The following is a 25971-nucleotide window of genomic DNA, read 5'->3' as shown; positions in this document are numbered from 1 at the left end:
ACGGCGATATCACCGCAGGGTTGGTCAGGCGCGTGCGGGCTCGGGTGCCGGCGCTAGCTCTCGGAGAGCAGCGGGGCGTCGGGCTGCACGGACGCCGTTGAGGATGACGACGACCTCGGCGATCTCGTGTACCAGGACGACACCGGCCAGACCGAGAACGCCGAACAGCGCCAGCGGGAAGAGCACGATGATGATGGCGAGGGCCAGGGCGATGTTCGCGGTCATGATGCGTCGCCCGCGGCGCGCGTGCGCGAGCGCGCCGGGGATGAGGCGGAGGTCGTGGCCGGTGAACGCGACATCGGCGGACTCAATGGCGGCCGCCGAACCTTTCAGTCCCATGGCGATGCCGACCGTGGCGGTCGCTAGTGCTGGGGCGTCGTTGATGCCGTCCCCGACCATGGCCGTCGGGCGGACGGTGGTCAGGGATTCGATCGCGTGGGCCTTGTCGGCGGGCAGCTGCTCGGCCCGCACATCGTCGATGCCTGCCTGGGCGGCGATGGCGCGGGCGGTGCGTTCGTTGTCGCCGGTGAGCATGACGGTCTCGATGCCCTGACTGTGGAGCATCCGCACGGTCTCGGCCGACTCCGGGCGCAGTTCGTCACGGATGCCGATGAGCCCGGCGACAGCGCCGTCGGCTTCGACGACGACCACGGTCATGCCCTCCGCAGCCATCCCTTCGGCGGCGGTGCTGAGCACGGCCGGGTCAAGCCAGCGCGCGTTCCCGACGCGGATGAGTGTGCCGTCGACGCGGCCGGCGATGCCGTGGCCGGCTTCTTCCACGACATCGATGGCGGACAGCGCCTTCGGGGATGCCGCGGTGATCGCGGCGGCCAAGGGGTGCGTGCTGGTCGCCTCGATGGCGGCAGCCCAGGCGAGCAGGTCGTCGCGATTGGTCCCGTCGGCGGGTCGGACGTCGACCACCGCGGGTTCGTTGCGGGTGAGCGTCCCGGTCTTGTCCAGCGCGACGGCGCGGATCGTGCCGAGCTGCTCGAACGCCTCCCGGACTTGATCACCACGCCGAACTTCGACGCGGAGCCGATGGCGCTGATCACGGTGACCGGCACCGCGATCGCCAGCGCGCACGGGGACGCCGCGACCAGGACCACCAGTGCCCGCTCGATCCAGGTCCAGGGGTCACCGACGACGAAGCCGAACAGCGCGACGAGCGCCGCGGCGATCAGGACGACGGGAACCAGCGGGCGCGCGATCCGATCCGCTAGTCGTGCCCGATCGCCCTTGCGGGCGTGGGCCTGCTCCACCAGCGAGACGATCTGCGTGAGGGAGTTGTCGCGGCCATCCGCGGTCGCCTCGATCCGCAACGTCGCCGACCCGTTCACCGAACCTGCCGCGACCACGTCGCCGGGCCCGACCTCGACCGGGATGGACTCCCCGGTGATCGCCGATGTGTCCAGGCTGGAGCGTCCTCGACGACGACACCGTCGGTCGCCACACGCTCGCCCGCTCCGACGACGAGGATGTCGAGCTCGCGCACATCGGCAGCAGGGACCGTGATGTCGCCACTGAGCCGTGAGACGCGCACCGTCTCCGGGATCAGTGACAGCAGTGCGCGCAGGCCCTCCTTAGCGCGGTCCATCGCTCGGTCCTCCAGCGCCTCAGCGAGGGAGAACAGGAACGCCAGGGTCGCTGCTTCACCGACGTGCCCGAGCAGGACGGCGCCGACAGCAGCGATCGTCATCAGCAGACCGACACCGAGCCGGCCACGGATCACGCGCCGGATCGCACCGGGAACGAACGTGTACGCGCCAGCGAGCAGAGCTGCCCACTGCAGCACCAGTGCGGCAATCTCCAGGCCCGTCCACTCGAACGCGTACCCGGCGAGTAGGAACACACCGGACAGCGCCGACGGCAGTAGAGCGATGTCCCGCCACCACGGTGGACGCACCTCGAACTCGTGATCGGCGCCGGCGGCTGGTGGCAGGGCGGGGCCGCAGCACGCATCGCCGTCATCATGAGCAGATACGCCCGCCGCCGCCTGCACGACCTCTGGGCCGCAGCAGCCGTCTCCCCCTGCGGTAGCGACAACTCGACGCGGTGGATGGTGCCTGTCTTCCGCGGCTCGTCGTCGCCGCAGCACTCCGCGCTCATGCGCAGCACTCGCACTTCTCGTCAACGCACGGCACGCCTTCATCGACCGCCACAACCGCGTCGAGAAGATGCCGCAGGCCCACCGTCAGGTGCGGATCTGCGATCTCGTACCGCGTGCGACGACCCTCCGGCGTCGCGATCACCAGTCCACAGCCCCGAAGACAGGTGAGATGGTTCGACACGTTCGTGCGGCTCAGTTCAAGATCACGGGCGAGCTCGGCCGGATAACCCGGGGCATCCAGCAGCGACAGCAGGATCCTCGAACGCGTCGGGTCGGCCATCGCCCGACCCAGCCGGTTCATCACATCAAGACGAGAAGCAATAGTCAGCACACGATGACTATACACGGGACACTGAACTATAGCGATGGCGACTCCACTGGACACTGCATCGAGGCGTGGCGCCTTGTCCACCACCTCCTGGAACGTGCCGAGCTTCACTCAGGATCGCGCCTACCGGAAGTTCTTCGACGAGTCCGTGTCGTTCGGATGCGACGGGGATGCCTCGATGAGTATCACCCGTCCCGGCTTCTTGCCCTTCGGCTGGGGAGCGTCGACCGCGTAGCGAAGCCTCGCGCCGTCCGTGACCTTGTACTGCCAGACGGGCAGGGTCCTCCCGCCCACCACCGCTGTAGATAGGTTGCCCTTCAGCTGGTAGCAGCGCGAGCTGTCGAACCGCGTCGGGTGAGCGGTCAGGTAGTCCCAGGCATCCGCGAGGGCGTTCTTCGCGGTCGCGCGAAGGTCGCGCCACCCGCGCTCCGCCGCGACGTCGCCGAAGACGATCTCGTACTCGCTGACCCTTGTCGGTCGCGGAACCGACGATCCCCGCCTTCCCGCCATTACGGGCGCTCGACCCGCGCAGACGTCTCCGTCAGATCGATCGGCTTAGCCGGCCGCGCACCCATGGCGTAAGCCGCAGCAGTCTCCCGCCACTCGTGCTGAGCACGCAGCAGGCGTTCAAACGTGCCCAACTCGCTGGCGGAGTAAACCAGCCGCTCAATTTCGCTCGCGTAAGTGGCCAGCTCGCCCTCATCGAACTCACTCGTCCACGCGAAGAGCTCCCGCAGCGCAGCGCCGACATCGCCCCTGTTCCGCCCGATAGCGCGGAGCAGTTCACTGGAGAGCTTCACGCCAAGCTCGAGCGTGTCGAGGTCGTGGCCACGAAGGATCACCAGGTCATCGCCATCCCGACGAGTGATACGCACCTGGCCCTCGTCGATGTGGGCAAGGACATCCTTCGGCTTACGGAGGAGATCGGTGAAAGTCGCGGTGCTCATGAGACCAGAGTACATCAGATAAACATCAGAGGTTCTGCGTCTTGTGCGCTGGAGCCCCCCGCTGCACCCGTCCGGATGTCCGTTCAGTCGGACACCCCACTGAGAACGAGTGCATCGGCCGCGATAATGTCGGAAGCGCGGTGAGATGACGCTAGATGTCACTCGGACGGGGACGGCGTCGGATTCTCTACGCGCTTTGCGGTGACACATTCCTGACGATGCACCACCGGATTGCCATCCCGCCCACGAGATCAGGTGAGTTCACTCTCGAGTTGTTCGATGCGTGCGCGGATGTCGTCGCAGTTCGAACGGACGGCGTCGATACCCTGGCGCGCTGGGTCGTCCAGCTTCCAGTCCTCGTAGCGCTTGCCAAGAAAGAACGGACAGGCCTCGCCGCATCCCATACTGATGACGACGTCAGACGCCTGCACGGCTTCGGTTGTCAGCACTTTTGGGCTGCTCGGCTGTGCTGTCGATTCCGAGCACGCCCATCGCCTCGTCAGCAGTCGGGTTGGACCGCTCGGCGGGCATGGATCCCGCCGAGCGGACCTCGACGCGGTCGCCTGCGATGTCGCGGAGACATCCGGCCGCCATCTGCGAGCGTCCGGCGTTGTGGACACCGACGAAGAGGACGGAGCGCTTGGTGGTGGTGTCAGTCATGGAGGGCCCTAGTAGGTACTAGTCCAGGAGGCCTCGTCCACGAGGGTGCGTACCCGTACGGTTTGATTGTCGAGGCTGGTAACATCCTCGTGAAATGATCACGTCTGGCCGGTCTCGTAACCAGGCGGCGTCTGTTGACAAGCTCCTGATAACGAAGATCATTACAGGCCTTGGGTTGGCCCTGCTCTTGATTGTCGGAGCATGGTCCGGTGGTCATCGCGACGCGGACGCCTCTCCATATCTCACTGCTACCTCGACTGCATCGATGGAAACCGAGCTTACGAGCTATGGTGCGGTTGGCTCGTCGACGCATGGTTCTGGTGGCGCCTCATCGGAACGGCTCCTGATAGACGGCGCCTCCGCGAACGCACTGATCGGCCTTACAGGGTGCGTGTTTGGCCTCGTCTGCTCCTTCCTGATCCTCATCGTCGCTCGAGCCTTCGTAAATCGCGTGCCGAACGGAAATCGCGAGCGACTTCCGCGCATGCCCGAGATGAGGGCCGCACCCGACCGCCCGTTTGCACGAACTCTTTCCCTCACGCAACTCTCTCTGTCGCGCACCTGACATCGATCAGCCATCTCACGATGGCGCTTCACATTCGGTGGGGTTCACGTTCGTTGTGCTGTGTTGTGGTTGGAGAGAAATGAAAGCGTCTCAAAAGGCGATCCTCGTCACGGTGGGTCTCGTCGTTGTCCTCCTTGTCGTCGCGCTGGTGTACGTCCTTCTCAGTGAGAATCGGGCCTCCGCGCCCGAGACAGAAGGCAACGACGGCCCTCAGGTGGTGCGAGAGAATTCACATGTGCTCGACGATGGCGGCGACGCAGCGGTCACCGTGGTCGAGTTCCTCGATTTTGAGTGCGAGGCGTGTGGCGCCTTCTACCCGCTGGTCGAGGACCTTCGTGAGAAGTTTGATGGGGAGATCACCTACGTCATCCGGTATTTCCCGTTGCCTGGCCACTTCAACTCGAAGAACGCTGCGATCGCGGCAGAAGCGGCGGCCCAGCAGGGACGGCTGGAAGACATGTACCACCGCTTGTTCCAAACACAGGCCCAGTGGGGTGAGGCTCAGGAGTCGCGTGCGAACCTGTTCCGGGGTTTCGCTGTGGAGCTCGGGTTGGATATGGCTGCTTTCGATGAAGCGGTCGCGGATCCGGCGACCGCACAACGAGTGGAGTTCGACGTTGATGAGGGCGAGCGACTCGGCGTCAGCAGCACTCCGACGTTCTTCATCGACGGGGAGCAGGTCGTATTGGAGAAGTGGACGGACCTCGAGGACGGCATCGAAGCTGCGGTGAACGGGACGCAGTGATGGTGCGTTCGTTATCGCATCGCCGAGCGATTATCGTCGGGGCCGGCCAATCTGGATTGGCGATGGCGTCCGCGCTGTCGTCCTATGGGCTGGAGGCACAGAAAGACTTCGTCATCATCGATTCCGCGCCGACCGGTCAACGAAGCTGGGCAACCCGTTGGCACTCGATGAGGCTTCTCAGCGATGCTCGCAACAGCACTCTCCCCGGGTTCCCCTTTCCCGGGGACAATCGCCGTCATCCAGGCGGTCGCGAGATGAGCGACTACCTGGCTTCTGTAGAGAAGACGCTCGGCGTGAAACCTCTCTGGGGCGTTCGCGCTCTCGAGGTGGAACGCCGCGGAGACGGATCCACGTTGCACCTTTCGACGTCCATCGGGGACGTGCAAACGCGAAACGTTGTCTGTGCCACAGGATCTGCGGCAGTGCCCCGAGTCCCTACCTGGCGCCAGAATCTGTCGGCACCCGGAACGGTTCTACATTCCAGTCAGTACCTACACCCGGGCCAGATCCCTTCGGGGACCGTGTTGGTGGTCGGCGGAGGGTTCAGCGGCGTACAGATCGCCGAAGAACTCGCTCACTCGCGAGATGTCACTCTATCCACCCGAACAGAACGACCGCGGCCGTCAGCGCGATGGTCCATCTGGCCGAGGCTGCGCCGCAACCACTCGATTCGTTCCGGCCCCGCGCCCACCGCTCTGGCCGGCGTGAGCCACGCGCCCCCCGTCGTGGAGGCCGACGGAGCCGTCGTGACATTTGCCGATGAGTCGACGATGCAGCCGCACTCCATGATCCTCGCTACCGGCTACGAACCCGGCGACAAGTGGCTACCCGCCCCGGAACCCACCGGTGCTCGGACACAAGCCAACACGCATATTCCCGGACTGTTCACGGTCGGCATCCCGAAGTACTCCCGAACCGGCGCAGACACGATTCCGGGGGCATGGAGTGATGCTGCCATCGTCGCCCCCAACATCATCGACCGCCCCTGAAAGGATCACCATGACAGAAGCAGGGCACTCGCACGGAGTGGGTGACGCCACTCCCCGCAATCGTCTGATCATCGCTTTCGCGATCACCTCCTCGGTCTTCGTCATCGAGGTGATCGGGGCGATCATCACCGGCAGCCTCGCACTACTCGTCGATGCGGCGCACATGCTCACCGATGTCACCGGGTTGGCTATGGCCGTCACCGCGGCGCATCTCATGAATCGCCCTCCCACCCCCAAGTACACCTTTGGCCTGCAAAGGACCGAGGTTCTCGGAGCACTCGCCCAAGCAGCGCTGCTCCTCGGGGTCGGCATCTTCGCGCTCGTCGAAGGTATACGGCGGCTCTTCGAACCCCCAGAGATCGCGTCAGGAAGCCTGCTGTTCTTCGGTATCGTCGGCCTGGTCGCCAACATCGCATCCATGCTCGTCCTGTTCAGCGGCCGCGGACGCAATCTCAACATGCGCGCCGCATTCCTCGAGGTCGTCAACGACGCCCTCGGCTCCGTAGGCGTGATCGCCAGCGCGATCCTCATCGCCGCTTTCGGCTGGTATCAGGCCGATGCCGTCGCCGGTATCTTGATCGCCCTGCTCATCATCCCTCGCACGCTCATCCTGTTGCGAGCATCCGGACGTGTGCTGTTGGAATCGACACCCCCGGGTCTCGATCTGGACGATGTCCGCCGCCACATCCTTGCCCTTCCGCACGTGGTCGCGGTGCATGATCTGCACGCGACTCAGGTCTCAACGGACCTCCCCACCCTCAGTGCCCACGTCGTGGTCGACGACACCGTCACCATGGAGACCTCCGCGGCGTTGCTGACAACTCTTCAGGAGTGCGTCAGCGAGCACTTCGCCGTCAGCATCGAGCACTCCACTTTCCAGATCGAACCCGAATCGCATCCCGGAGAGCACGACACCCATGCATAAGAACCTCCCCAGACGCACCGCCATTGTCTTATCCGCCGTGCTGTTGTCAGGAGCAGTCGTCGTCGCCACCCCGACGGTCGCTGTCGCTGACGACAACTTCGACTCGTCGTACCCCGTTGCCGACTCGACCATCAGCGGCTCGCCTGATGAGATCTCACTGATGTTCACGGGAACCCTCAACAACGAGGCCGGCACGACGATCATCGAGGTCCTTGATGAAGGCGGAGAAGACGTTGCTGTCGATTCGCCGACGGTGAGCGGTCAATCGATCACTCAGCATCTCTCCCCGGAAGCCGCCGATGGTCTGTTCACAGTGCGCTGGAAGACAGTCTCTGGGGACGGGCATCCGATCAGCGGGCAGTTCTCGTACACCGTCGGACAGCCCGGACCGAGTACGAAAACCGCGCCACCCGCAACGCCGAGCCCCAATCCCAGTCCCAGCCCGGAAGAATCCGACAACACTACGGAGGAGCCAGAGCCCGCTCCTGCCAGGCAGACATACGGTGGCACACCATCAGGCGGAGCAGAGTCCGAGATGCTGCCCGTGTTCTTCGTCGGCGGCCTGGCAGTGATTCTCGGGTTCGGCGTCGTCGGAGTGATTCTGGCCGGACGCCGGCGCCACCAGCAAGACCGTGCCCAGGCTTCTAGAGATACGGCGGCTGGGGAGGGGGGTCACGATGCGTGACCGGGCACGAAGGTTCGCCGTGGTGTTGATCATCGCCGCGATCGTCACTTTGGTCGATCAGGGAACCAAGGCCCTCGCTCTGAGCTCATTGAGCCAGGATCAGCGCATACCCCTGGTCGGCGATTGGCTCGGTCTTCAATTGGCGTTCAACCCGGGGGCGATCTTCTCGTTGGGCGAAGATGCGACCTGGGTCATCACTGTCGTCGGCGTCATCGCGACCACTCTGCTCGTGGGAGCCGCTACGCGAACCCAAAACGCATGGTCAGCAGTCGGCTTCGGTTTCATCGTGGGAGGCGCGATCGGCAACCTCATCGATCGCCTCTTCTCTCCCCCGTCGTTCGGAATCGGACACGTCACCGACTTCCTCGCCTACGGAAACCTCTTCATCGGAAATCTGGCCGATGTCGCCCTGGGTATCGGCGCCGTGTTCCTTGTGATCGCGGGTCTGCGCGCCAGTCGCCGACACTCCTCGCCTTCTCGCCCCGAATCCACAGATCCCGCACCAGCCGAAGAGATGGCCCGCCCATGAGCCCCAAACAACGTGTTCCCTCCACCTATCAGCGCAATGCTCTCGCCCCCAGCCTCGTCGCTGCCGCCATCCTGTTTCTCGCGCCTTTGCTCGTCCAGGCGGGCTGGGCGCCACTCGTCCTGTTTGTTGCGTCGATTTTCGGGCTGATCATCGCATGGTTCGCCGTGCAGGCCCGTCATTGGTGGTGGGTACCGATCTTCGTCGCGGTGGCTGTGCTCTGGAATCCGGTGATGCCCTTCCCCTTCTCCGGTGTCGTGTGGGAGATAGCTCAGCCCGTCGCCGCTGTGGTCTTCCTGGCGGCGGGGGCGACGATCAAGGTGATCCGGAAATGATCTGCGGGAACCTCGCGTCAACACCATGCTTGTGAGCGGCGCGATCCCCGACACTCCGCCAACGCTGCAGTCCTTGCTCGCGCCGGCGGATCTGACCATTCCTGTGTTGCCCGTCATCGCCGGAGTCCTTGCGGCCCTCTATCTCGTCGGAGCGGTCCGCCTATGGATGCATGGTCGGCGCTGGTCCGTCTGGCGGACCGTCAGCTTTCTTCTCGGATGTGTTCTCCTGGCGGCAGTCACTGGCCTTGGGGTAGAGGCGTACGGAGAAGTCCTTGTCTCTGTGTTCATGTTCCAGCAGCTGACCCTGATGATGACGGTGCCGCCGTTGCTGGTTCTGGGCTCGCCGGGCACTCTTCTCCTCCGAGCGACACCGCACCGTGGAGCCGGCCGGATGATCCTCACGGCAGCGCATACCGGTCTTCGGAGTCGCGCCGCCAGGTGGTTGCTCAGCCCGTGGTGCACGGTTCCCCTCTACCTGTTCGCCTTCTACGGCCTCTACCTCGCGGGCTCGGCGGACGTCATCCTCGCCCTGCCTGCCGGCCACGTCATGCTCGAGTTGGCGTTCCTCCTCGCCGGCGTGCTGTTCACCATTCCGATCCTGTCTTCGGATCCACTCCCGGTGAGGTTGGGTCACGGAGCGCGGGCACTCGATGTGTTCGCCGAAGCCGCACTCCACGCGTTTTTCGGAGTGTTTCTCATGATGGCCAGCACGATCCTGGTCGGTTCGTTCGTCGCACCCACGGAGGCCCTGGGCGTCGACCCCCTCGAAGATCAACAGCTTGCCGGCGCGCTGGCTTGGTCGTATGGCGAAGCGCCCACGGTGCTGATGCTGGTGTACGTGATGCACCGCTGGTTCCGCAGCGACACGGCCGCTGCTGCTGCTGCAGACCGGTACGTCGATCTGCATGGGAACTCAGAGCTCGACGCGTATAACTCCTACCTCAGCAAACTGAACTCTGATGACCCTCAACGTTGATGCAGTCGTGAGGCGCCCAATCGCCTCCCGCAGGAGGTGTAGTCGTCACATCGGGTTCGATCCACGCACCATGTCGACGGCAGTACCGTTGCCCGTTGCGATAGTCGCGTCCGCTATCGCCGGCGCCGCGCTGGATCTTGCGTACCCGGAGCTCGGCTGGTGGCCCGTGGCCTTTGCGAGTGTGACGATCGGCCTGTGGACACTGCGCGGGCGTTCGCTACCCGCGGCGTTCTTGGTTGCCCTCGTCTACGGGGCCGCGTTCTATTTCACCCACCTCGTCTGGGTCTCACGATTTCTCGGCCCCATCCCCTGGGTGGCGTTGGCCGGACTGGAATCGCTGCTCTTTGGTGCCGGTGGGATGCTGATTGCGCTCGCATATAGGGTGATGACCAGCCGCTCGCGGTGCGGATATTCCATGATCACGCCTGCGCTCATCGCAGGCGTGTGGGTGCTGCGCGAAACCGTGATGGGAACTTTCCCTTACACGGGGTTCCCCTGGGCGCGGATCGGATTCACCCTTACTCAAAGCCCGTTCGCGGAAGCCGCCTCCTGGGTGGGAACTACCGGGCTCTCCTTCCTGACGGTCCTCATCTGCGCGAGCAGCTTGGACGCACTCGCTCATCGACGACGGCGACCGGGAGCAGTCGCAGTTCTCGCTCTCACTGCCACCGCGCTCGCCCCCCTGTTCCCCACTACGCAGGCAGGTGCCATACGTGTCGGATGGGTGCAAGGAAACGGACCAAGCGGCTACTTCGACACCAAAGCACCCGGCGACATCATGCGGGCTCAGGAAGGGGCGACAGCTCCTCTCCTCGGTCGGGGGATGGATCTTCTCGTCTGGCCAGAAGGCGCAGTCGACGCGGATCCTTTCCAGGATGCAGACGTCACCGACCGGCTTGACCGACTCGTAGCAGACGCCGGCGCTCCGGTGTTGGTGAATGCGGCGACCGTGCGCGGCGACGATACTTTCAATACGTCGATCCTGTGGACGAGCGCCGGACCGCAGCAGATCCACGACAAAGCCAACCCCGTGCCTTTCGGCGAATACGTCCCGGACCGTTGGTTCTACGAGGCCATCGCTCCTGACCTCATCGGACTCATTCAGCGCGAGTACACGCCTGGCTCAAACACGCCCCTCGTGAACGTCGGCGGTGTTCCCGTCGGTCTGGCGATCTGTTTCGACGTCATCTACGACAACGTCATTGAGGACAGCGCGGCGAAGGGCGCACAACTGTACGTGTTCCAGACGAACAACGCCGACTTCAGAGGCACAGATGAGAACCTCCAGCAGCTCGCTATTGCGCGTATGCGCGCCATCGAAACCGGAAGAAGCATCGTGAACGTGTCGACGACCGGCACGAGCCAGGTCATCCGCCCTGATGGGACCCCACTTGCAGAGCTCGCGGTGAACACGCAAGGCGCAAACGTCACCGAAGTGCCCCTCTATACCGGGACCACGCCAGCGGTGGTTCTTATGCCGTGGATCGGGTGGGCGTTGAGCATGGGAACCGTATTGATGCTGCTCGTCACCACCGCTACTCGTCAGCAGCGAGCGGGCGAGGATTTCCGTTTTCACGAAGGGAACACGCTGTGAAGACAAAATCGCTCTCGCTTGGTGCGGCGTTCGGCGCGCTGCTTCTGCTCAGCGGGTGCGCTCCCACCGTGCATCTCGAGGCGGCTCCGAAAGCGAACGATCCGTTGTGCGCGGAGGTCACGGCCCGGCTACCCGACTCTATCGGTGATCAGGCGCGGGTGTGGACGGACGCGCAAGCCACTGGCGCATGGGGAAGTCCCACCAGCGTGCTGCTCACCTGCGGGCTGGACTCACCGGCTCCCACCACGCTGCAATGTGTGAGTTTGGGGGGCGTCGATTGGATCGTGGACGAAGCGGAGACACCAAATCTACGGTTGACGACCTACGGGCGGGAGCCCGCAGCGCAAGTGTATGTGGACACGACGACGTTGTCGGCCGACGCCGTTCTCCAAGCACTTGCCGGAGCGATTCAGCAGCTTCCGAAGAACGATGCGTGCACAGAACCGATCACGAAAGACCCTGACGAAGAAACCTCTTCGACGGAGGGAGCGACACCGTGACGCCTCCTATTCTCCGCGTCGCCGGGCTGACGATTTTCGTCGTCTCTGCAATCGTCGCCGTCGTCATCGGGCTGGTGATCGGCGGAGGAGCTGCACCGAGGCTGACCAGCGACCCCGGCGCGGTGGTTCGCTGGGGCCTCCCGGTCGCGAAACTACTCGTCAACCTCTCTGGCGCTGCAATGGTAGGACCACTCGTGTTCGCTCTGTTCGCTCTCGCATCCGGCACGAAGCCCTTCCTCACCGCGCTCAATCTTGCCTCGGCGGGTGCCGCAATTCTTACCGTCGCGAGCGGGACGGTCACCTTCCTCACCTTCCTGTCCTCGTTCAACCCGAAGGTGAGCCTGGAGGCAGAGTTCGGCGCACAACTGGGCCGTTTCCTCCTCGACACCGAGCTTGGAAGATCTTGGCTCATCACCGCCATCTTCGCGTCGGTCGTGACCGTGCTCGCATTCGCGGTGCGCGGCTACGGTGCCGTGCTCGTCACAACGATGCTCGCGATCATCAGCCTGATTCCGATGTCCACTCAGGGGCACTCCGGGGAACTGGCCAACCACGACGCGGCAGTCATGTCTCTCACCCTGCATATCGTTTCGGCGGCGGTGTGGCTCGGCGGGCTCACATTGCTCATCGTGATCCGTCCGGGCCTTCCATCGTCCACCCTCGAGGACATACTCCGACGGTACTCGACGTTGGCACTCATCGCCTTCGTCGTCGTCGCCGTATCGGGGTATGCCCGGGCGCTCACTGCCCTCGGACGATGGGACGACCTCGTCACGCCGTATGGGCTGATCCTGCTCGCAAAGATCCTCGCGCTGGTGGTGATGGGCATCCTCGGAGCCGCCTACCGCGGTCGACTCATCGCAAAAGCGGGCGAGGGCCGCAACACCTTCTGGATGTTCGTGTGCGTCGAGCTGGCATTCATGGGTATCGCAAGCGGCGCCGCCGCGGCCCTTGCCCGAACAGCCGCACCCGCGGACACGATCACGATTCCTCAGACCACGGCCGCGGAGATCCTCACCGACGCCCCAGTCCCGCCAGAATTCACGACGGAGCGATGGTTCACGGCGTGGAGCATTGATCTGCTGTGGGTGATTGTGGGAGGTTTCGCGGTGTTCTTCTACCTTGCCGGGGTGGAGCGCATGAGACGTCTCGGGCAGCCTTGGCCGATGCGGCGCACCATCGGCTGGGTGATCGGGATGGGCGCGCTCGTGTGGACCACCAGTGGCCCGCTCGCTGTGTACGACGAACCTCTGATCAGTATGCGTTTCCTCTCTTTCGCACTTCTCGGCCTCGTCATACCGGTACTTCTCGTTTCCGCTGCGCCCCTCGTGCTCGCACTCACCGTCATACATCCTCGGGACGACGACAGCCGCGGAGCTCTCGAATGGCTTCTGTGGGTTGCCGCCAGCCGAACAATTCGGCTGGCGCTCAACCCCATCATCACCGCCATACTGTTCACCGCCACGATGTGGCTGATCACATACTCGGACCTCTTCCGATGGTCGCTTTACGACCAACTCGGAAGCGAATGGATGATCACGCACCTCCTCGTTATCGGGTGCCTCTTCGTCAGTTCGCTCTTCCGGCGCAATGGCGCCGTGCCCGCTCCCGGGCGATCTCGGCGGTGGACCTTCACCGCACTCATCACTCTGACTCTGACGACGGTGTTCATCGGCATCGCCACCATCACCCGAACAGACCTCATCGTCGCCGAGTGGTTCGGCGCCATGGGACGGAGCTGGGGATCCACCCCGCTCCAGGACCAGCGCGTCGGAGGAATCATCATCGTCGGAATCGCGGCTTTGCTCGCGGCCCTGATCGCAGCCTCGGTGCTGCGCCCCCAGCGCACAAACTCAGTTACCCTCCCCACGCACACCTCCCGAAAGGACGCATCGCGGTGACCTCGACCCGACGCCCGACCTGGCTCGCCGGCAGCATCATGACCCTGATTGCCTTGAGCATCATCGTCGCCCCCGCACCCGCGGCCATGGCGCACGATAACCTCCTCGACGCGGTACCCGCGCCGGAAGAGACGGTGACACAGCTCGACGCCGTCGCCCTCACCTTCAGCGGAGAGCTCATCGACTTCAGCCAGGCCAGCTTCGCGCAGGTCCAAGGCCCCGATGGTCTGTACTACGAGAGCGCGTGCTCGACTATCGACCGCAACGTCCTCACCACTCCGGTGAGACTCGGAAAACCTGGTGTCTACACCGTCCTCTGGAACGCGGTCTCCAGCGATGGGCACCCCATCTCCGAGAGCTACACGTTCACCTACGCACCGACAGGCGTGGACCCCGAATTCGGGTGGGACAAACCAGCATGCGGAAATGAAGAGTCCCGCGCTCAACCCGGTAAGTCGACTCCGTCGCCTACCCCCACAACGAGCGGTGAAACGGAAAACTCAGAGCCGTCGTCGGCACCGACATCCCCACCCCAGGACGAAACCACAGCCATCGCGATTCCCCTCATCATCGCCGTAGGCGTGGTCGGAGTTGGCGTCATCGCCACAGCTCTCGTCGCACGACAGTTGCGCCGAAAGAAGGATCAGCGCCATGACTGATGTACGGACCCCGGCCATCGGGTCGCAGCGACGACGCAGTTACGCGCCGACCATACCCAGCGCGAATCAGTCACATGTGGCGAGGTGCCACGGAAGCGGCAGCCCCCCAGGAGACGATGGACGCGCGAACACGTTATCCATGCGACTGAAAGAAGGGAAAGCGTGAACGCCCACATCGCGAACGAAGCAGCTGCATCATCCGAGGACTGCGGGTGCGCGCCCACCCCCGCTGAACGCGACTCCTTCTGGAAGCTGCGCATCAGCCGGCGCGGGGCGCTCGGACATCGCGCCCTCAGCGCCGTTGCTCTCGCCAGCTTCGGCATCACCTCCGGCGTGTCCGCCCCGTACGCGGCGTCCTATCTCGGTTGGGACGATTTCCAACGAGTCAAAAGCAACGAAGCGGCCAAAGCCGCGGAGGTCACGCGCGTCGGAGGGCTGGTCCAGTCGCTGCCGCAGAAGGTCGCCGAGACTAGGAGTGCGCCGCGATCGCCGCTGCGAAGATCACGATGTCGGCGATGTTCCCGATGAACCAGTTCCCATAGGCGAGGAAGTCCACGACATGTCCGCGGGCGAATCCAGGCCCCGAAAGAGACGATCGCCTGCGTGTGATGCTGCAGCTCCGCCGAGCGCGCCGACGATGATCGCCCAACCTGGGCGCTGAACTCGGAGTGCGAATACGATCGCTGCGATGGTGGCGGCGACGGCGAGTAGCGCGAAGACCCAGGTGTAGCCCTCCCCGAAGGAGAATGCCGCTCCGGGGTTGTAAGCAAGTTGCAACCAGCCAGGCCGCCCGATCAGGGGGATGCGCTCGCGTTCGGTGAGGCTTGCTTCCGCCCACATTTTCGTTCCCTGATCGATCAGAACAACAACCGCGGCGATCAGCAGCGCTCCGCCAGTGAGTTGCCAGCGCTGTGCCGGCGACAATTTCCGCGGAGCGGACGGGCGAGCTTCTGCCTCGGGCGACGTCATGCGAGGACCTCAATCAGACGAACGATGACGCCGGATTCGATCAGGATGAACAGACCCAGACCGATGAACACGGCCGGGACGAGCCAGTGCTCGACGCGTTCCAGCCCCTCAGTGACAGCCTTGTTGGTGCCGATCAGCCGTCCAGCGGCGCACCAGACGGCGACGAGAACGAGGAACACGACGATCATGACGGCGACGTCGCCGGGTGCGGTGGTGCGGAAGATCGGCGTGTACAAAGAGATATTGTCCGCCCCATTGGCAATCGTGATCCCCGCAACACCCCACATTCCAACCGCGGTGATCTTGGCGTCGTCGTCATCGTCATCGCCGTTGCGGCGCAGGCCGGCGACAAGCGTCCAGATACCGATGCCGAGCGGGATCAGGCCGAGGAAACCGACCCATTCGTCCGGGACGATCGTGAGGCCGAGCGCGGCGATCACGCTGATCACGACGAGGGCGATGAACCCGAGGTACTGGCCAGCGACGATCTGCCAGGGCCGGGGCTTCCCCCGGCTTGAGGCGAGGAACAGCACGGTGAGCACGACGATGTCGTCGATGTTGGTCGCTGCGAACAAGCCGATCGCTGATCCGATGGTTGCGAGCATCAGCTTTCCAGCCGCGGAGTGTGTGCGCGGGCGGCTCGCAGCCCGTTGAGGATCACGATGACCTCCGCGACCTCGTGGACCAGGACGACGGCCGCGAGCCCCAGCACTCCGAAGAGTGCGAGCGGGAGCAGTGCCGTGATGATCAGCAGCGACAGGATGATGTTCTGGTTGATGATCCGTCGCCCTCGGCGGGCGTGATCGAACGCCCGTGGGATGAGGCGGAGATCATGGCCGGTGAACGCGACGTCCGCGGATTCGATCGCCGCGTCGGAGCCGGTCGCGCCCATCGCGATACCGATGTCCGCGCCAGCGAGGGCCGGAGCGTCGTTGATGCCGTCGCCGATCATCGCGACCGCCCCTGCCTTCGACAGCTCACCGATCGCGGCCGCCTTGTCTTCGGGGCGCATCTCGGCTCGCACGTCAGTGATGCCGGCCTGCGCAGCCAGTGCACGAGCGGTGCGGGTGTTGTCGCCGGTGAGCATCGTCACGCCGATGCCCTGTCTTGTCAGCGTCCGGACCACGTCGGGGACTTCGGGACGCAGCTCGTCGCGAACGCCGATCGCGGCGACCGGGGACCCGTCACGGTGCACGATCACGACGGTCATGCCCTGCTCCTCGAGCCCCGCCACCCGGTCCGTCAGGTCGTCGGCGTCCAGCCAGCGGGGGCTGCCGACGGTGATTCTCGATCCGTCAACGGTGCCGTCGATGCCGTGCCCGGGCTGCTCGGTCACATCGGCAGCCGCCAGAGTACCCGGGGCCGCTGCGGTGATCGCGGCAGCCAGAGGATGCGTGCTGTGCTGCTCTAACGCTGCCGCCCACGCCAGGGCCTGAGCCTCCGTCACGCCGTTCGCGGTGAGGACGGCGGTGACTGCCGGTTCGTTGCGGGTGAGTGTGCCGGTCTTGTCGACGGCAACGTGGCGGACCGTACCGAAGCGCTCGAAAACAGCACCGGACTTGATGATTACACCGAACTTGCTCGCCGCACCGATCGCGGCGACGACCGTCAGCGGTACCGAGATCGCGAGCGCACACGGAGACGCCGCAACGAGTACCACAAGCGCGCGGGTGATCCACACCTCAGGATCGCCCAGCACCGAACCGATGATCGCGACGAGCGCCGCGAGGATCAGAACGCCTGGCACCAGCGGTCGGGCGATCTTGTCGGCTAGACGAGCACGCTCACCCTTCTCCGTCTGCGCCTTCTCCACCAGCTCAACGATCGTGGTGAGCGAGTTGTCGCTGCCGGCCGCAGTTGTCTCGACCTCCAGTGCACCGACACTGTTGATCGCGCCGGCCGAGACCACATCGCCGGGCTCGACCTCGACCGGGATCGATTCGCCAGTGATAGCCGATGTGTCCAGGCTGGAGCGACCGGAGCGGACGATCCCGTCGGTCGCGATCCTCTCGCCCGGTCGGACAACCATGACCTGACCGACCATCAACTCTCTCGCCTGGACGTGCACGGCAGTGCCGCCCTGCAAGACGGTCGCTGTCTCCGGTACGAGCTTGAGCAGTGCACGCAGCCCGCCGCGGGCGCGGTCCATCGCCTTGTCCTCGAGTGCCTCAGCGATGGAGTACAAGAACGCCAGGGCCGCGGCCTCCTCCACGTAGCCGAGGACGACTGCTCCGATGGCGCTGATTGTCATCAGCAGCCCGATGCCGAGTTTGCCCTTGAAGAGCTTCCGAATCGCACCGGGCGTGAACGTCGACGCACCCAGCAGTAGGCCGATCCAGAACAGTACCAGCGCCGGGATCTCCTGACCCGACCACTCGAGAATCAGTCCGACCAGGAACGCTATGCCGGAGAAAACAGGCACCATGATCCCGCGGTCTCGCCACCAGGGCTGCTCGACCGCGTCGGATTCTTCGTCAGCAGTACTAGAGGGCTCGTGCTCGCAGCCGCACGCCGCGCTCACGCGTCCACTCCCGTCGCGCAGCAACCAGCCACCATGCACGCTGAATCCACGCACGGCGCATGCGCGTCGACAGCCAGCGTCACATCGACGAGCGCGACGAGGGCCGCTGCAAGATGCGGGTCGGCGATCTCGTAGCGGGTCTGGCGACCTTCAGGCTCGGCGACCACGATGCCACAATCGCGTAGGCATGTCAGGTGGTTCGAAACGTTTGAACGGGTAAGGACCAGGTCCCGCGAAAGCACTGCAGGATAACTGGGTCCTTCGAGCAGAGTCATCAAGATCCGTGAGCGCGTGGGATCTGCCATCGCCCGGCCAAGCCGGTTCATCACGTCGATACGGGAAGTAATAGTCAGCACACACTGACTGTACAGCAGTGGATGACCAATCGCTAATGGGCTGCCCACTCCCCACCCCGCGGGCGATGCGCGAACAAGCTTCCATCTCATTCCCTACTCGGTGGCGCCACGACCGTTGTGGGTCGCCAGTCGATCCCCGATGACTGCAACCGCAGGATCCCGCCGTTGACATCGTCTGCACCAAACCGATCGGGGCTGCAGGCATCGGCGGCCATCGAGAGGCTCTCCTCGGAACTCACCGCTTCACTGTCCGCTGCCTCGCCAGTCTTAGAGCGGAAGGATGACGGTGCCCATCACCGCCGTCAGCCGGGACATGATGTCGGTCCAGATTCCGCTTACCATCAAGGCGCCCAGCGCGAGGAGCAGCACCCCGCCGATGGCGTTCACGACGCGGATGTGTCGGCGGAGGAACCCGATTGTCTTCGTCGCCCATCCGAATCCGAGAGCGACGAGCAGGAACGGGATACCGAGGCCCAGGGAGTACGCGAGCCCGAGGAAGCTGGCACGCACGGGATCGCCGGCGTTGAAAGAGATCGCCACGATGGCGGCGAGGGTCGGGCCCATGCAGGGTGCCCAGCCAATGCCCAGCGCGATGCCCAGGAGCGGGGCACCGACAATGCCGTACTTGGAATCGATGTGAAAGCGCAGCTCACGTTGGGCGAAGCCGAAGAAGCCGAGGAACACGAGCCCCATCATGATGATGATCACACCGAGGATCCGTGTGATCAGGTCACCCCACTGCAGCAGGAAGACGCCCACCGTGCCGCTGAGTGCCGTGATGAACACGAAGACGATGCTGAACCCGAAGATGAACAGCAGCACTCCGAACAGTAGCCGTCCTCGCGACGGCGATCCGGCATCCCCGGTTGTTGAGCGAGCTCCGCGAGACGCAGCGCCTCGCGGAGCGGCCGTTCCCCCGAGGAAGCCGAGGTAGCCCGGGACGAGAGGGAGCACGCATGGGGACAGGAACGACACGAGTCCGGCGAGCATGGCGAGAGGGATTGCGAGCCAGAGCGCGCCGGATCCGATGATCGCTTCGGGATTCATAGCGTCGCCGAGATCGTCACGACGACTCCGCGAGGGCGTCCTCGACGAGTGTGGACAGGATTGAGGTACCCTCGATCGGACCGATAATGCGCGCGGCAACACGGCCCTGCTTGTCGAGCACCAGAGTGGTCGGGGTGGCGGCGATCGGAACGACTTTGGCGAAGGCGAGCTTGGCCTCCGCCGTGTCGGCATCGATCAGGCTCGGATAGGTGACACCGAACTCGTTGGCGAATGCGGCGGCGGTATCGGCCTGATCACGGGTGTTGATCCCGACAAACGAGACGCCGTTCCCTTTGTATTCCTGCCAGACGCTCTCCAAGTCGGCCGCCTCGACACGGCAGGGTGCACACCCGGCGTACCAGAAATTAACGACCACAACCTCGCCTGCAAGGTCAGCGCTGTCAAGCTTCTCGCCGGTCTCTGTGATGCCGCCGAAGTCGACAGGGTCTCCACGGTCAGCCTCAGGGATCTCTACGATCGCACCGTCGCCGGAGACAAAGCCCGTGTTTTCTCCGCTGAGAAACGATTCACTGACCGGATCGGGCGCGCAGGCGCTCAGGCCGACGATGAAGACCGCGGCCAGCGCGGCTCCGACCGCACGGAGAGAAGCACGGTTGCGGCAAGAACCACCGGGACGAGTTGCATTGACCGTTGGGGCGAGTGGCACAGTTTTCAATTTACGGGGCGTTCCTATGCGTGACCCCGAAGCCCAGGACGCCCGGCACAACCACTGACCGGACCCGATGACGCCGCGCTCTGCGACCGCGTCGCACAGGCGACGATCCTGACGACAGGCCCGGGCGTGCGCGCCCGCAGCTCACTCACCGCGCCGGTATGGAATGGCGCCCCGCCCCACATATACATGACGGTCCCGAGAACCGGGGATACCCATCCGAGCCACGCGGCTCCCGCAGCGAGTACCCGCGCAGCATCGCGAACAATATTCAGGGTATTCCTCGGTCTAGGCTCCGGGGTCCATCTCCCGCCGAAAACGATCGTCTTCGGCAGTCACCTGGGCGCACTGCTGCAGCGTACGACACGCTGACGAAAACCCACCGCAACCCTCTGCCGAACCCAATACGCACGGAAACGACAAGTGAACAGTTTTGGCTGAATCGCACAACGGCGTGGCCACCGAGCATGGGTGACACATGCTGTCAGCAATGCCAGGCGTGGCACGCAAAGCGGGGTTGTGCCACTTCAACGCGGTTCCGACAGTTAAGCTCGTGCTCAGCCCCATCTCACTTCAAGGGGTGTGTTTCTAACCGCCGATATTCACAGTTATCCGAACTATCGGCGCGAAGCCCCATTTTTCGGGGTTGAGAGCGAAACGTACGGACCGTTCCAGGGGCGGAGCTCAATTCAGGCTCCAGCGGCGGTGCTCAGTCGCCTGAGCCGTTGGGCAACACCCCTTTGCGGAATCCTGGTTGATGGGCCGCGACGTCGCTACGCGCCGCGTGGAACATGCACGCGGCCACAATGAGCGTTAGGCATACGCTGCACGTGTTTACGAGCGCTACGGCGGCACCCAACCACATCTCCCGGACCGAGCATTCGGGGCGGCTGACGTCCCGCGAGTCAGCAGACCTTGACCGCCCGAATGACAGCGCCACCTTTGCCCCGCATCCTCAGCGGCACGACTGGCTACTGGCCTCGGCAAAGGCGCTATTAGGGAGCGTCCTCATTCAGCCAGCTTTCGACCCGCTGCAGATCGCGCGGCAGGAGCCCCGGCAAGGACCTTGTCCGCAGGAGCAGGCGCTGATGATTCTGTTGCGGTCCCCATGGGTCGGCCTTGATGCCCACGTTCCCGATTTCATCGTCGATCCATGCGAATCGCGCCGGCTGCACACGGTCAAGAAGCAGTTCAGCGGCCCGACGCTTCCACCACCACTCGGAGTTCGAGTCGAATGCGATGCTCTGGTCAAAGCGTTGGTCGATGATCGTCTTACCCTCGCGAGTATCCACCGAGGGATGATCTGCGCGATGAGGCATCAGCCCGTCGAGACCGAGCGCAGCCTCGAACTCGTCGAGTAACCACGGCTGCTCCAGCCAGGTAGTCAGCCAGGCGCCCTGGACGTCCGAGCGAGCGAGGATCGCTCGAAGCCTTCCGACCACCAGCGGCCTCCAGCGGATCTTCCACCTACCGACTTCCGCCACGGCCAGTTGCTCTCCGCGAGTGTTCTTAAAGCCGTTGAGCACGCCATCGATGTCCAAGGCGATCAGCGTCACCGTGCGCTCGCTCGGCGTCAACGACGTGACGCTCGGCTGGTCCATTTGTCCATCCCTCACATGGCGTTAATACCACTCGCAGAAAAGGCAAAGCTGCCAATTCGCAGAGTCGCGACGTGCAAAAATGGCGGACTCATTGATACATGAGTAGAAATCCTTTCGGAATGCATCCCGCACTCCACGAAACTTGTGGTTTTAGTCCGCGGCAATGACATATCGTTCAGCTCATGGCACGAACCAACGGAGGGCACGGCGACGGTTCACGACCGACACACGAAGACGTGCAAGCCCTCGTCGACGCCATCGTCCGCTTGTCGGATGACCCTGCATGGCTCATCTCTGCACAGTTCATGCACACGCCGCAGGAGGAACCTCATCGCAGTCGCACGCCAAACTCGAATGCATGGCTCGTAGACGGAGGCGACGTCGAGACGGTTATGAAGATTATCCAGACCGTCGGGCGGCGTTGATCCGGCCGGCAACCCCAAAGATCAAGGAGCACTCGTGACAGGGAACGCATGGCGAGATGAAATGGATCCCTTCCAAGTTCGCATCATCGATGAAACGGCAAAGAGGTTTAGCGATACTCAGGCCCGGCTGACAGGCGACGACCACGCACGGTGGGACAGTCTTCCTCCAGACGCGAAAACGAACGTATCGGACCTCGTCGCTGCTGTGTATATCGCGCACAGTCAAGCACTTGCGGCGATCGTGCCAGAGGCCGGAGAGTTGGTCAGTGGCTCTCCGCAAAGGGCCCCCGAGGCATGCGGATTTGATGACGAGGACTATGACTCAGCGGATGACGAGTACGAGCACGGAGTGGACGATGAGCTCGACGTCATTCTAAGCTCGCGCGGCTGGAGGTCTGCCCGCACGGATCGTAGTCTGCGCCATGACGGCTCAGACCGTTGGTGCCTGCTGAAGCCAGGACGCGTGCAAGTCTTCGTGAGTCCCGTCGTTCGCCGCGGCTTCGAAGTCATGATCTGGGTTGGCGGCGAGTTGTTGGAGCCACAGCTGTTTGAGATCGACACGGCAGCTTTCATCTCCGTCGTTCCTGCAATGGAGCAAGCTGTGGAACGAGCGTCGTTGCGGCAACTAAGCGATGCTGACCTACTGGCCTCGGTTGTAGAGGCTGCGAACCCTGTCATGCGACAGCAATCGGGTAACGCAAGTAGCGAGTAACACCGTTACCAGCGTACGGACAGTAAGCGCCAATATCCCGACTCTAGCGAGCGCTCTGGCTGAGTTTGAGCATCGTTCTCGATGACATTGGCGCGTGTTCCGCGTTCAGAAATCCACGTGAGTGAACGGACGGCGGCCGTTCACGGTGGTGGAGTCGAGGATAACGACCGGTCTCATGGCGCCTCAGGAGGGCTCATCTCGGGCGGAGGAATCAACTCGCCGTCGAGCCAGGCGCTAATCGTCTCGATGAGCAGCTGAGGGCCGTCCGGATGAGCCAACGCCATGAGGTTGAGCGGCAGCGCGGTCAGCTCGATGTCCTCGCTGCCCAGAGCTGACGGCACGCGCCACACGGTCGGCTCAGCACGCTCGGCCACTGGGTACGCCAAGGAGACCCTGCGACAGCCCAGGACGTGGCCCGCGGTGAGGACCTGATACGTGTCCGGGGCCTTCGGGCGTGATCCAACGCGCTTGTACTTGGAGTCGATGACGGCGACCGCCGCGCTCTGATGGTCTCGAAAGACGACATCGGGGGTGGTTTCAAGTCGCGAGCCGTGCCCTGCGATGACCTCGCCGAACTTCGTCGTGTGCTTGCTCACCCGCTCGCCGCGGGAACTCGCGGCTCGGGTGCACAGCCAGTACACGTAGTTCTCGTAGATCGCATCGGAGTTCCAGAGAAAGCCCGACAGAGCGTGCTCACCGCTGGCGTGATGGACGCCCGCACCCTCAAGTAGGAGGAGCCCCACGATTCGTGCCGGCTCGAGCCCTTGGTGCTGTGTGCCCAGCACGATCCGCTGCGCGTCGAGGAGGTGAGGCGGCCTCCGGTCTACATGAGATAGCCCAGCGGCGATTTCCCTCATCGCGCGCGACCGGCCGGGGGCCTTCACGATCGCAGCAAGGCAGTCCGCTGCCCACCGCAGCAGCCGTGCAAGTGAGGTGTCGTCGGTGAGGAGGTCGGCGACGTACGGGAGTTCCCAGGGGCGTGAGATCCACCGGTCGAGGCGCGCCACATCGAGGCTCCCGCGCAGCACCGTTCCGGACGATGCTTCGGTCCAATAACCGCGAGGCAGGCCGCGTGCAGCGCCCTTCGCGTATGACGTCAGAAACATCTCGGCGAGGAGGTCGGGGAGCGAGAACTCGGCCAGTTCGTGTGCGGTGGTGAACGCGTCGTCGACATGCCCGCCCTCGACGATCGAGAGGATGCGCCAAAGCACGGTCTGCCAGCTGCCCTCGACCGTGCTAAGAAACTTCGGAGCGATCTCGATGTCGGTGCTTCCGACCCTGACGAGCCCGGTGACCGCCTCTGCCCGCAGCAGTATGCGACCGTCGCCGACGTCCTCCACCCGGATGGGATCGCTCGCGAGACCAAGCGCGCGTCGCCAGCGCTTGTTCGCCTCGGTCAGAGCGACGAGGTCGATCTCATCAACTCGATGCACCGCCGGGGCACCGTACTCCTGGAGTCGGATTCGCGGCGACGCGACTACCGAGCCAGCCACCTGAAGGATCGTTTGATCGTGTCGAGCGGGAGCTCGCTCGTCCGGACCGGCGCGAGGGCACGGGCCTGCGCAGTCCCACTCTTCGACGCCCGCAGGGTCCACGCGTAGTCGCCCGTCGGGGGCGCCGTGTCGACGTGGAGCAGCTGCATGAGCTGCTCGGGCCGTCCCGAGTATCGATCCTCGAGCTGTGGGAAGAGCACGTCGTCCCAGGTTTTCGACAGGCTTCGCCAGGCGTCGGTCTCTGAGATCGGCTGCTCGGATTCGTCGGCGGGCGTCACCGTCGCCGGAATCGGCGTCAGGAGCCCGTGGCCCAGCTCGAACTCCGAGCCGAGGTCGGAGGCGATGACCACGTTGAGCCGATCGAGCAGGAGGTATGCGGTCTGGAACGGGTCCAACGTCTCCAAGTTGTCCTCAGTCGGCGTCGGGATCGCCGTCGTGTCCAGGCCCCAATGACCGGCGAGGGCGTCAAGGTCCGGCCGCATCTCGATCCGGTCGAACCGGCGCGCGAGCGCGCTGTCGATCGGGACCGCAGCGCGATCCACGCTGTTCATGGTGGCGACGACGTAGACGTGCCTCGGGAAGGTAAAGCCGTCGGGGATCGTCGTTGACGCCCCACCCGGCCGATGGAGCTGCTCGCTTGCACCGTCGGCAAACGTCAGCTGTCGGAGCGGCACTGGGAGTGGGACGCTGCCGCCGTCGCGGTAGTCGAAGTCTAGAAAAGTCATGAATTCGCCGAAGATGCGTGCCGCGTTTCCGCGGTTCACCTCGTCGATGAAGATCACCACGGAGTTGTACTTTGAGTCGTCGTCCGCGAGCTCGATCGCCGCATCCAGGAACACGCCGGCCCACGGCTCGAGGCGGGTGCCCTCGGCGTCCATGGCCGGCCTGAGCCCCAGGACGAAATCCTCGTAGCCGTACGACTGATGGAACGTGGTCCACACGACCTTCGCCGGGAGCGGGATCGTGATCGGCTGCTTGGGTCGGCTGAAGGGCGACGCGGCGTCGCTGGGATCGAACAGGATACCGCGGCTGCCTTCCGGAGGCTCCTGCAGCGACTGGAAGAGCTGGCTGATGAGCCGCGTCTTGCCGGTTGCCGGCGGACCGTAGAGCAACACGTTTCGTCCGGCGCCCCACGACGCAAAGATGTCATCGATCTTGTCAGCCACGCTCCACCTCACCCCGCATCGATCACTCCGCCCACGGTCTTGCCCTGCGTGTACAGATCCCATGCCGGGTCGTTCCTCGCCATGGCAGTGGGGCGGACGCCCTTGGTGAAGCCAGCGTAGTAGTCACCTTCAACCGTCTTCGCGATGTAGATGCGCAGGCCGCCCTCGGGGAAGAACGGACGCGCCTCCTCTTTGTTCCGCACATCGTCCGGTGCCGATGGGAATCCGCGAGCGACGGTCCACGCCGGATGGCGTTGCGAGTTCGGTTGTTGCCGGTTCTGCCGCGCGATCCGCATCCGTCCGCCCGCCTTACGCTGAAACTCAATCGGTCCTGAGATCCCCGGCACGCCAGCGACCCCGGCCTGGATTGTGATCGCAGGCAGGGCGTCCACGTTCGTTCCGGCCACCCCCAGAAAGTCGAGCGTCTCGGGCACGATCGACGCCGGGACCTCGATGTACAGCGAACCGCCACCGCCGCGAATCTGATAGTGGCGCTCGATGTTATAGAACTCGCCGGGTTGGACGTTTCGCCACCAGATGCGCTCGATGTTCAGCTTCTGCGCCAT

The 25971-nt window shown here is 64.2% G+C and carries 26 protein-coding genes and 2 pseudogenes; 13 read left to right on the top strand and 15 right to left on the bottom strand.

Annotation, left to right across the window (positions count from 1 at the left end):
• Positions 1-24: 24 nt before the first annotated feature.
• The 5 genes and pseudogenes from K1X59_RS03560 to K1X59_RS03540 form a co-directional block, all read right to left on the bottom strand.
• Positions 25-1903: pseudogene (locus K1X59_RS03560) on the bottom strand (heavy metal translocating P-type ATPase).
• A gap of 199 nt (positions 1904-2102) precedes the next feature.
• Positions 2103-2438, bottom strand: coding sequence for a helix-turn-helix transcriptional regulator (locus tag K1X59_RS03555; RefSeq protein WP_029266220.1), 336 nt, complete (start codon positions 2436-2438; stop codon positions 2103-2105).
• A gap of 120 nt (positions 2439-2558) precedes the next feature.
• Entirely contained in the window at positions 2559-2945 is a 387-nt protein-coding gene (locus K1X59_RS03550) for a hypothetical protein (protein WP_029266222.1), read from the bottom strand.
• Entirely contained in the window at positions 2945-3382 is a 438-nt protein-coding gene (locus K1X59_RS03545) for a hypothetical protein (protein ID WP_136025417.1), read from the bottom strand. The genes K1X59_RS03550 and K1X59_RS03545 overlap by 1 nt, the downstream gene beginning before the upstream one ends.
• A 251-nt stretch (positions 3383-3633) precedes the next feature.
• Positions 3634-4042 (bottom strand): annotated as a pseudogene (locus K1X59_RS03540) (heat-shock protein HtpX).
• A gap of 94 nt (positions 4043-4136) precedes the next feature.
• On the opposite strand from K1X59_RS03540, the gene K1X59_RS03535 reads away from it, so the two are divergent.
• From K1X59_RS03535 to K1X59_RS03480, 12 genes are all read left to right on the top strand, one after another.
• Positions 4137-4607, top strand: a complete 471-nt coding sequence (locus K1X59_RS03535; protein WP_136025418.1) for a hypothetical protein — start codon at positions 4137-4139, stop codon at positions 4605-4607.
• 79 nt (positions 4608-4686) lie between these two features.
• A complete protein-coding gene (locus K1X59_RS03530) occupies positions 4687-5352 on the top strand; it encodes a thioredoxin domain-containing protein (protein ID WP_029266226.1) in 666 nt (221 codons plus the stop codon).
• Positions 5352-6341, top strand: coding sequence for an NAD(P)/FAD-dependent oxidoreductase (locus K1X59_RS03525; RefSeq protein WP_029266228.1), 990 nt, complete (start codon positions 5352-5354; stop codon positions 6339-6341). The genes K1X59_RS03530 and K1X59_RS03525 overlap by 1 nt, the downstream gene beginning before the upstream one ends.
• Positions 6342-6351: 10 nt before the next feature.
• Positions 6352-7266, top strand: coding sequence for a cation diffusion facilitator family transporter (locus tag K1X59_RS03520; RefSeq protein ID WP_029266230.1), 915 nt, complete (start codon positions 6352-6354; stop codon positions 7264-7266).
• The gene (locus K1X59_RS03515) at positions 7259-7951 is read left to right on the top strand and encodes a copper resistance CopC family protein (RefSeq protein ID WP_029266231.1); all 693 of its coding nucleotides are present in this window, start codon (positions 7259-7261) and stop codon (positions 7949-7951) included. The genes K1X59_RS03520 and K1X59_RS03515 overlap by 8 nt, the downstream gene beginning before the upstream one ends.
• Before the next feature lie 19 nt (positions 7952-7970).
• Positions 7971-8480 carry a signal peptidase II gene (locus K1X59_RS03510; RefSeq protein ID WP_231868231.1) on the top strand — a complete coding sequence of 170 codons (510 nt, stop codon included), beginning with the start codon at positions 7971-7973 and terminating at the stop codon, positions 8478-8480.
• A complete protein-coding gene (locus K1X59_RS03505; RefSeq protein ID WP_029266233.1) occupies positions 8477-8812 on the top strand; it encodes a DUF6804 family protein in 336 nt (111 codons plus the stop codon). Before K1X59_RS03510 ends, K1X59_RS03505 begins: the two co-directional genes overlap by 4 nt.
• A 25-nt stretch (positions 8813-8837) precedes the next feature.
• Positions 8838-9788 carry a cytochrome c oxidase assembly protein gene (locus tag K1X59_RS03500; protein WP_029266234.1) on the top strand — a complete coding sequence of 317 codons (951 nt, stop codon included), beginning with the start codon at positions 8838-8840 and terminating at the stop codon, positions 9786-9788.
• Positions 9789-9858: 70 nt separating this feature from the next.
• The gene (lnt, locus tag K1X59_RS03495) at positions 9859-11382 is read left to right on the top strand and encodes an apolipoprotein N-acyltransferase (RefSeq protein WP_051667918.1); all 1524 of its coding nucleotides are present in this window, start codon (positions 9859-9861) and stop codon (positions 11380-11382) included.
• On the top strand, positions 11379-11882 hold the full coding sequence (locus K1X59_RS03490; protein ID WP_036331304.1) for a DUF3515 family protein: 504 nt from the start codon (positions 11379-11381) through the stop codon (positions 11880-11882). The genes lnt and K1X59_RS03490 overlap by 4 nt, the downstream gene beginning before the upstream one ends.
• 488 nt (positions 11883-12370) lie before the next feature.
• Positions 12371-13783, top strand: coding sequence for a cytochrome c oxidase assembly protein (locus K1X59_RS03485; protein WP_220173943.1), 1413 nt, complete (start codon positions 12371-12373; stop codon positions 13781-13783).
• Positions 13780-14442, top strand: a complete 663-nt coding sequence (locus tag K1X59_RS03480; RefSeq protein WP_051667920.1) for a copper resistance CopC family protein — start codon at positions 13780-13782, stop codon at positions 14440-14442. Before K1X59_RS03485 ends, K1X59_RS03480 begins: the two co-directional genes overlap by 4 nt.
• Before the next feature lie 501 nt (positions 14443-14943).
• On the opposite strand, the gene K1X59_RS03475 is transcribed toward K1X59_RS03480, so the two are convergent.
• From K1X59_RS03475 to K1X59_RS03445, 7 genes are all read right to left on the bottom strand, one after another.
• The gene (locus K1X59_RS03475; RefSeq protein WP_231868230.1) at positions 14944-15411 is read right to left on the bottom strand and encodes a signal peptidase II; all 468 of its coding nucleotides are present in this window, start codon (positions 15409-15411) and stop codon (positions 14944-14946) included.
• A complete protein-coding gene (locus K1X59_RS03470; RefSeq protein ID WP_029266243.1) occupies positions 15408-16016 on the bottom strand; it encodes a cadmium resistance transporter in 609 nt (202 codons plus the stop codon). Before K1X59_RS03470 ends, K1X59_RS03475 begins: the two co-directional genes overlap by 4 nt.
• Positions 16016-17932: a cation-translocating P-type ATPase gene (locus tag K1X59_RS03465; RefSeq protein ID WP_062635479.1), complete on the bottom strand. Its 1917-nt coding sequence runs from the start codon at positions 17930-17932 to the stop codon at positions 16016-16018. Before K1X59_RS03465 ends, K1X59_RS03470 begins: the two co-directional genes overlap by 1 nt.
• Positions 17929-18288: a helix-turn-helix transcriptional regulator gene (locus K1X59_RS03460; RefSeq protein ID WP_081859720.1), complete on the bottom strand. Its 360-nt coding sequence runs from the start codon at positions 18286-18288 to the stop codon at positions 17929-17931. The genes K1X59_RS03465 and K1X59_RS03460 overlap by 4 nt, the downstream gene beginning before the upstream one ends.
• 267 nt (positions 18289-18555) lie before the next feature.
• Entirely contained in the window at positions 18556-19335 is a 780-nt protein-coding gene (locus tag K1X59_RS03455; RefSeq protein ID WP_029266247.1) for a cytochrome c biogenesis CcdA family protein, read from the bottom strand.
• A 16-nt stretch (positions 19336-19351) separates the two neighbouring features.
• Positions 19352-20002: a TlpA disulfide reductase family protein gene (locus K1X59_RS03450; protein ID WP_029266249.1), complete on the bottom strand. Its 651-nt coding sequence runs from the start codon at positions 20000-20002 to the stop codon at positions 19352-19354.
• A 1001-nt stretch (positions 20003-21003) separates the two neighbouring features.
• Complete coding sequence (locus tag K1X59_RS03445) at positions 21004-21609, bottom strand: HAD domain-containing protein (RefSeq protein WP_029266251.1); 606 nt, start codon at positions 21607-21609, stop codon at positions 21004-21006.
• 459 nt (positions 21610-22068) lie between these two features.
• Here K1X59_RS03445 and K1X59_RS03440 point away from each other — a divergent pair, with 459 nt between their 5' ends.
• Entirely contained in the window at positions 22069-22746 is a 678-nt protein-coding gene (locus K1X59_RS03440; RefSeq protein WP_136025420.1) for a hypothetical protein, read from the top strand.
• A gap of 173 nt (positions 22747-22919) precedes the next feature.
• On the opposite strand, the gene K1X59_RS03435 is transcribed toward K1X59_RS03440, so the two are convergent.
• From K1X59_RS03435 to K1X59_RS03425, 3 genes are read right to left on the bottom strand one after another with little or no spacing between them, the layout of a single operon-like run.
• On the bottom strand, positions 22920-24179 hold the full coding sequence (locus K1X59_RS03435) for an McrC family protein (RefSeq protein ID WP_220173942.1): 1260 nt from the start codon (positions 24177-24179) through the stop codon (positions 22920-22922).
• Between the two features lie 44 nt (positions 24180-24223).
• Positions 24224-25417, bottom strand: coding sequence for an AAA family ATPase (locus K1X59_RS03430; RefSeq protein ID WP_029266259.1), 1194 nt, complete (start codon positions 25415-25417; stop codon positions 24224-24226).
• Positions 25414-25971: a hypothetical protein gene (locus K1X59_RS03425; RefSeq protein ID WP_029266261.1), complete on the bottom strand. Its 558-nt coding sequence runs from the start codon at positions 25969-25971 to the stop codon at positions 25414-25416. The genes K1X59_RS03430 and K1X59_RS03425 overlap by 4 nt, the downstream gene beginning before the upstream one ends.

It is taken from the genome of Microbacterium sp. Se5.02b (assembly GCF_019464375.1).
In the GTDB taxonomy this organism is placed as follows: domain Bacteria; phylum Actinomycetota; class Actinomycetes; order Actinomycetales; family Microbacteriaceae; genus Microbacterium.
Note: the sequence above shows the minus strand (reverse complement) of the source record. Positions and strands in the feature narration are given on the sequence as shown.

Bases quoted from the DNA above. Each gene is read 5' to 3' on its own strand.
- K1X59_RS03550 (WP_029266222.1), bottom strand. From the start codon at position 2,945: ATGGCGGGAAGGCGGGGATCGTCGGTTCCGCGACCGACAAGGGTCAGC.
- K1X59_RS03545 (WP_136025417.1), bottom strand. From the start codon at position 3,382: ATGAGCACCGCGACTTTCACCGATCTCCTCCGTAAGCCGAAGGATGTC.
- K1X59_RS03535 (WP_136025418.1), top strand. From the start codon at position 4,137: ATGATCACGTCTGGCCGGTCTCGTAACCAGGCGGCGTCTGTTGACAAG.
- K1X59_RS03530 (WP_029266226.1), top strand. From the start codon at position 4,687: ATGAAAGCGTCTCAAAAGGCGATCCTCGTCACGGTGGGTCTCGTCGTT.
- K1X59_RS03525 (WP_029266228.1), top strand. From the start codon at position 5,352: ATGGTGCGTTCGTTATCGCATCGCCGAGCGATTATCGTCGGGGCCGGC.
- K1X59_RS03520 (WP_029266230.1), top strand. From the start codon at position 6,352: ATGACAGAAGCAGGGCACTCGCACGGAGTGGGTGACGCCACTCCCCGC.
- K1X59_RS03515 (WP_029266231.1), top strand. From the start codon at position 7,259: ATGCATAAGAACCTCCCCAGACGCACCGCCATTGTCTTATCCGCCGTG.
- K1X59_RS03505 (WP_029266233.1), top strand. From the start codon at position 8,477: ATGAGCCCCAAACAACGTGTTCCCTCCACCTATCAGCGCAATGCTCTC.
- K1X59_RS03500 (WP_029266234.1), top strand. From the start codon at position 8,838: ATGCTTGTGAGCGGCGCGATCCCCGACACTCCGCCAACGCTGCAGTCC.
- lnt (WP_051667918.1), top strand. From the start codon at position 9,859: ATGTCGACGGCAGTACCGTTGCCCGTTGCGATAGTCGCGTCCGCTATC.
- K1X59_RS03485 (WP_220173943.1), top strand. From the start codon at position 12,371: ATGCTCGCGATCATCAGCCTGATTCCGATGTCCACTCAGGGGCACTCC.
- K1X59_RS03475 (WP_231868230.1), bottom strand. From the start codon at position 15,411: ATGACGTCGCCCGAGGCAGAAGCTCGCCCGTCCGCTCCGCGGAAATTG.
- K1X59_RS03470 (WP_029266243.1), bottom strand. From the start codon at position 16,016: ATGCTCGCAACCATCGGATCAGCGATCGGCTTGTTCGCAGCGACCAAC.
- K1X59_RS03455 (WP_029266247.1), bottom strand. From the start codon at position 19,335: ATGAATCCCGAAGCGATCATCGGATCCGGCGCGCTCTGGCTCGCAATC.
- K1X59_RS03445 (WP_029266251.1), bottom strand. From the start codon at position 21,609: ATGGACCAGCCGAGCGTCACGTCGTTGACGCCGAGCGAGCGCACGGTG.
- K1X59_RS03425 (WP_029266261.1), bottom strand. From the start codon at position 25,971: ATGGCGCAGAAGCTGAACATCGAGCGCATCTGGTGGCGAAACGTCCAA.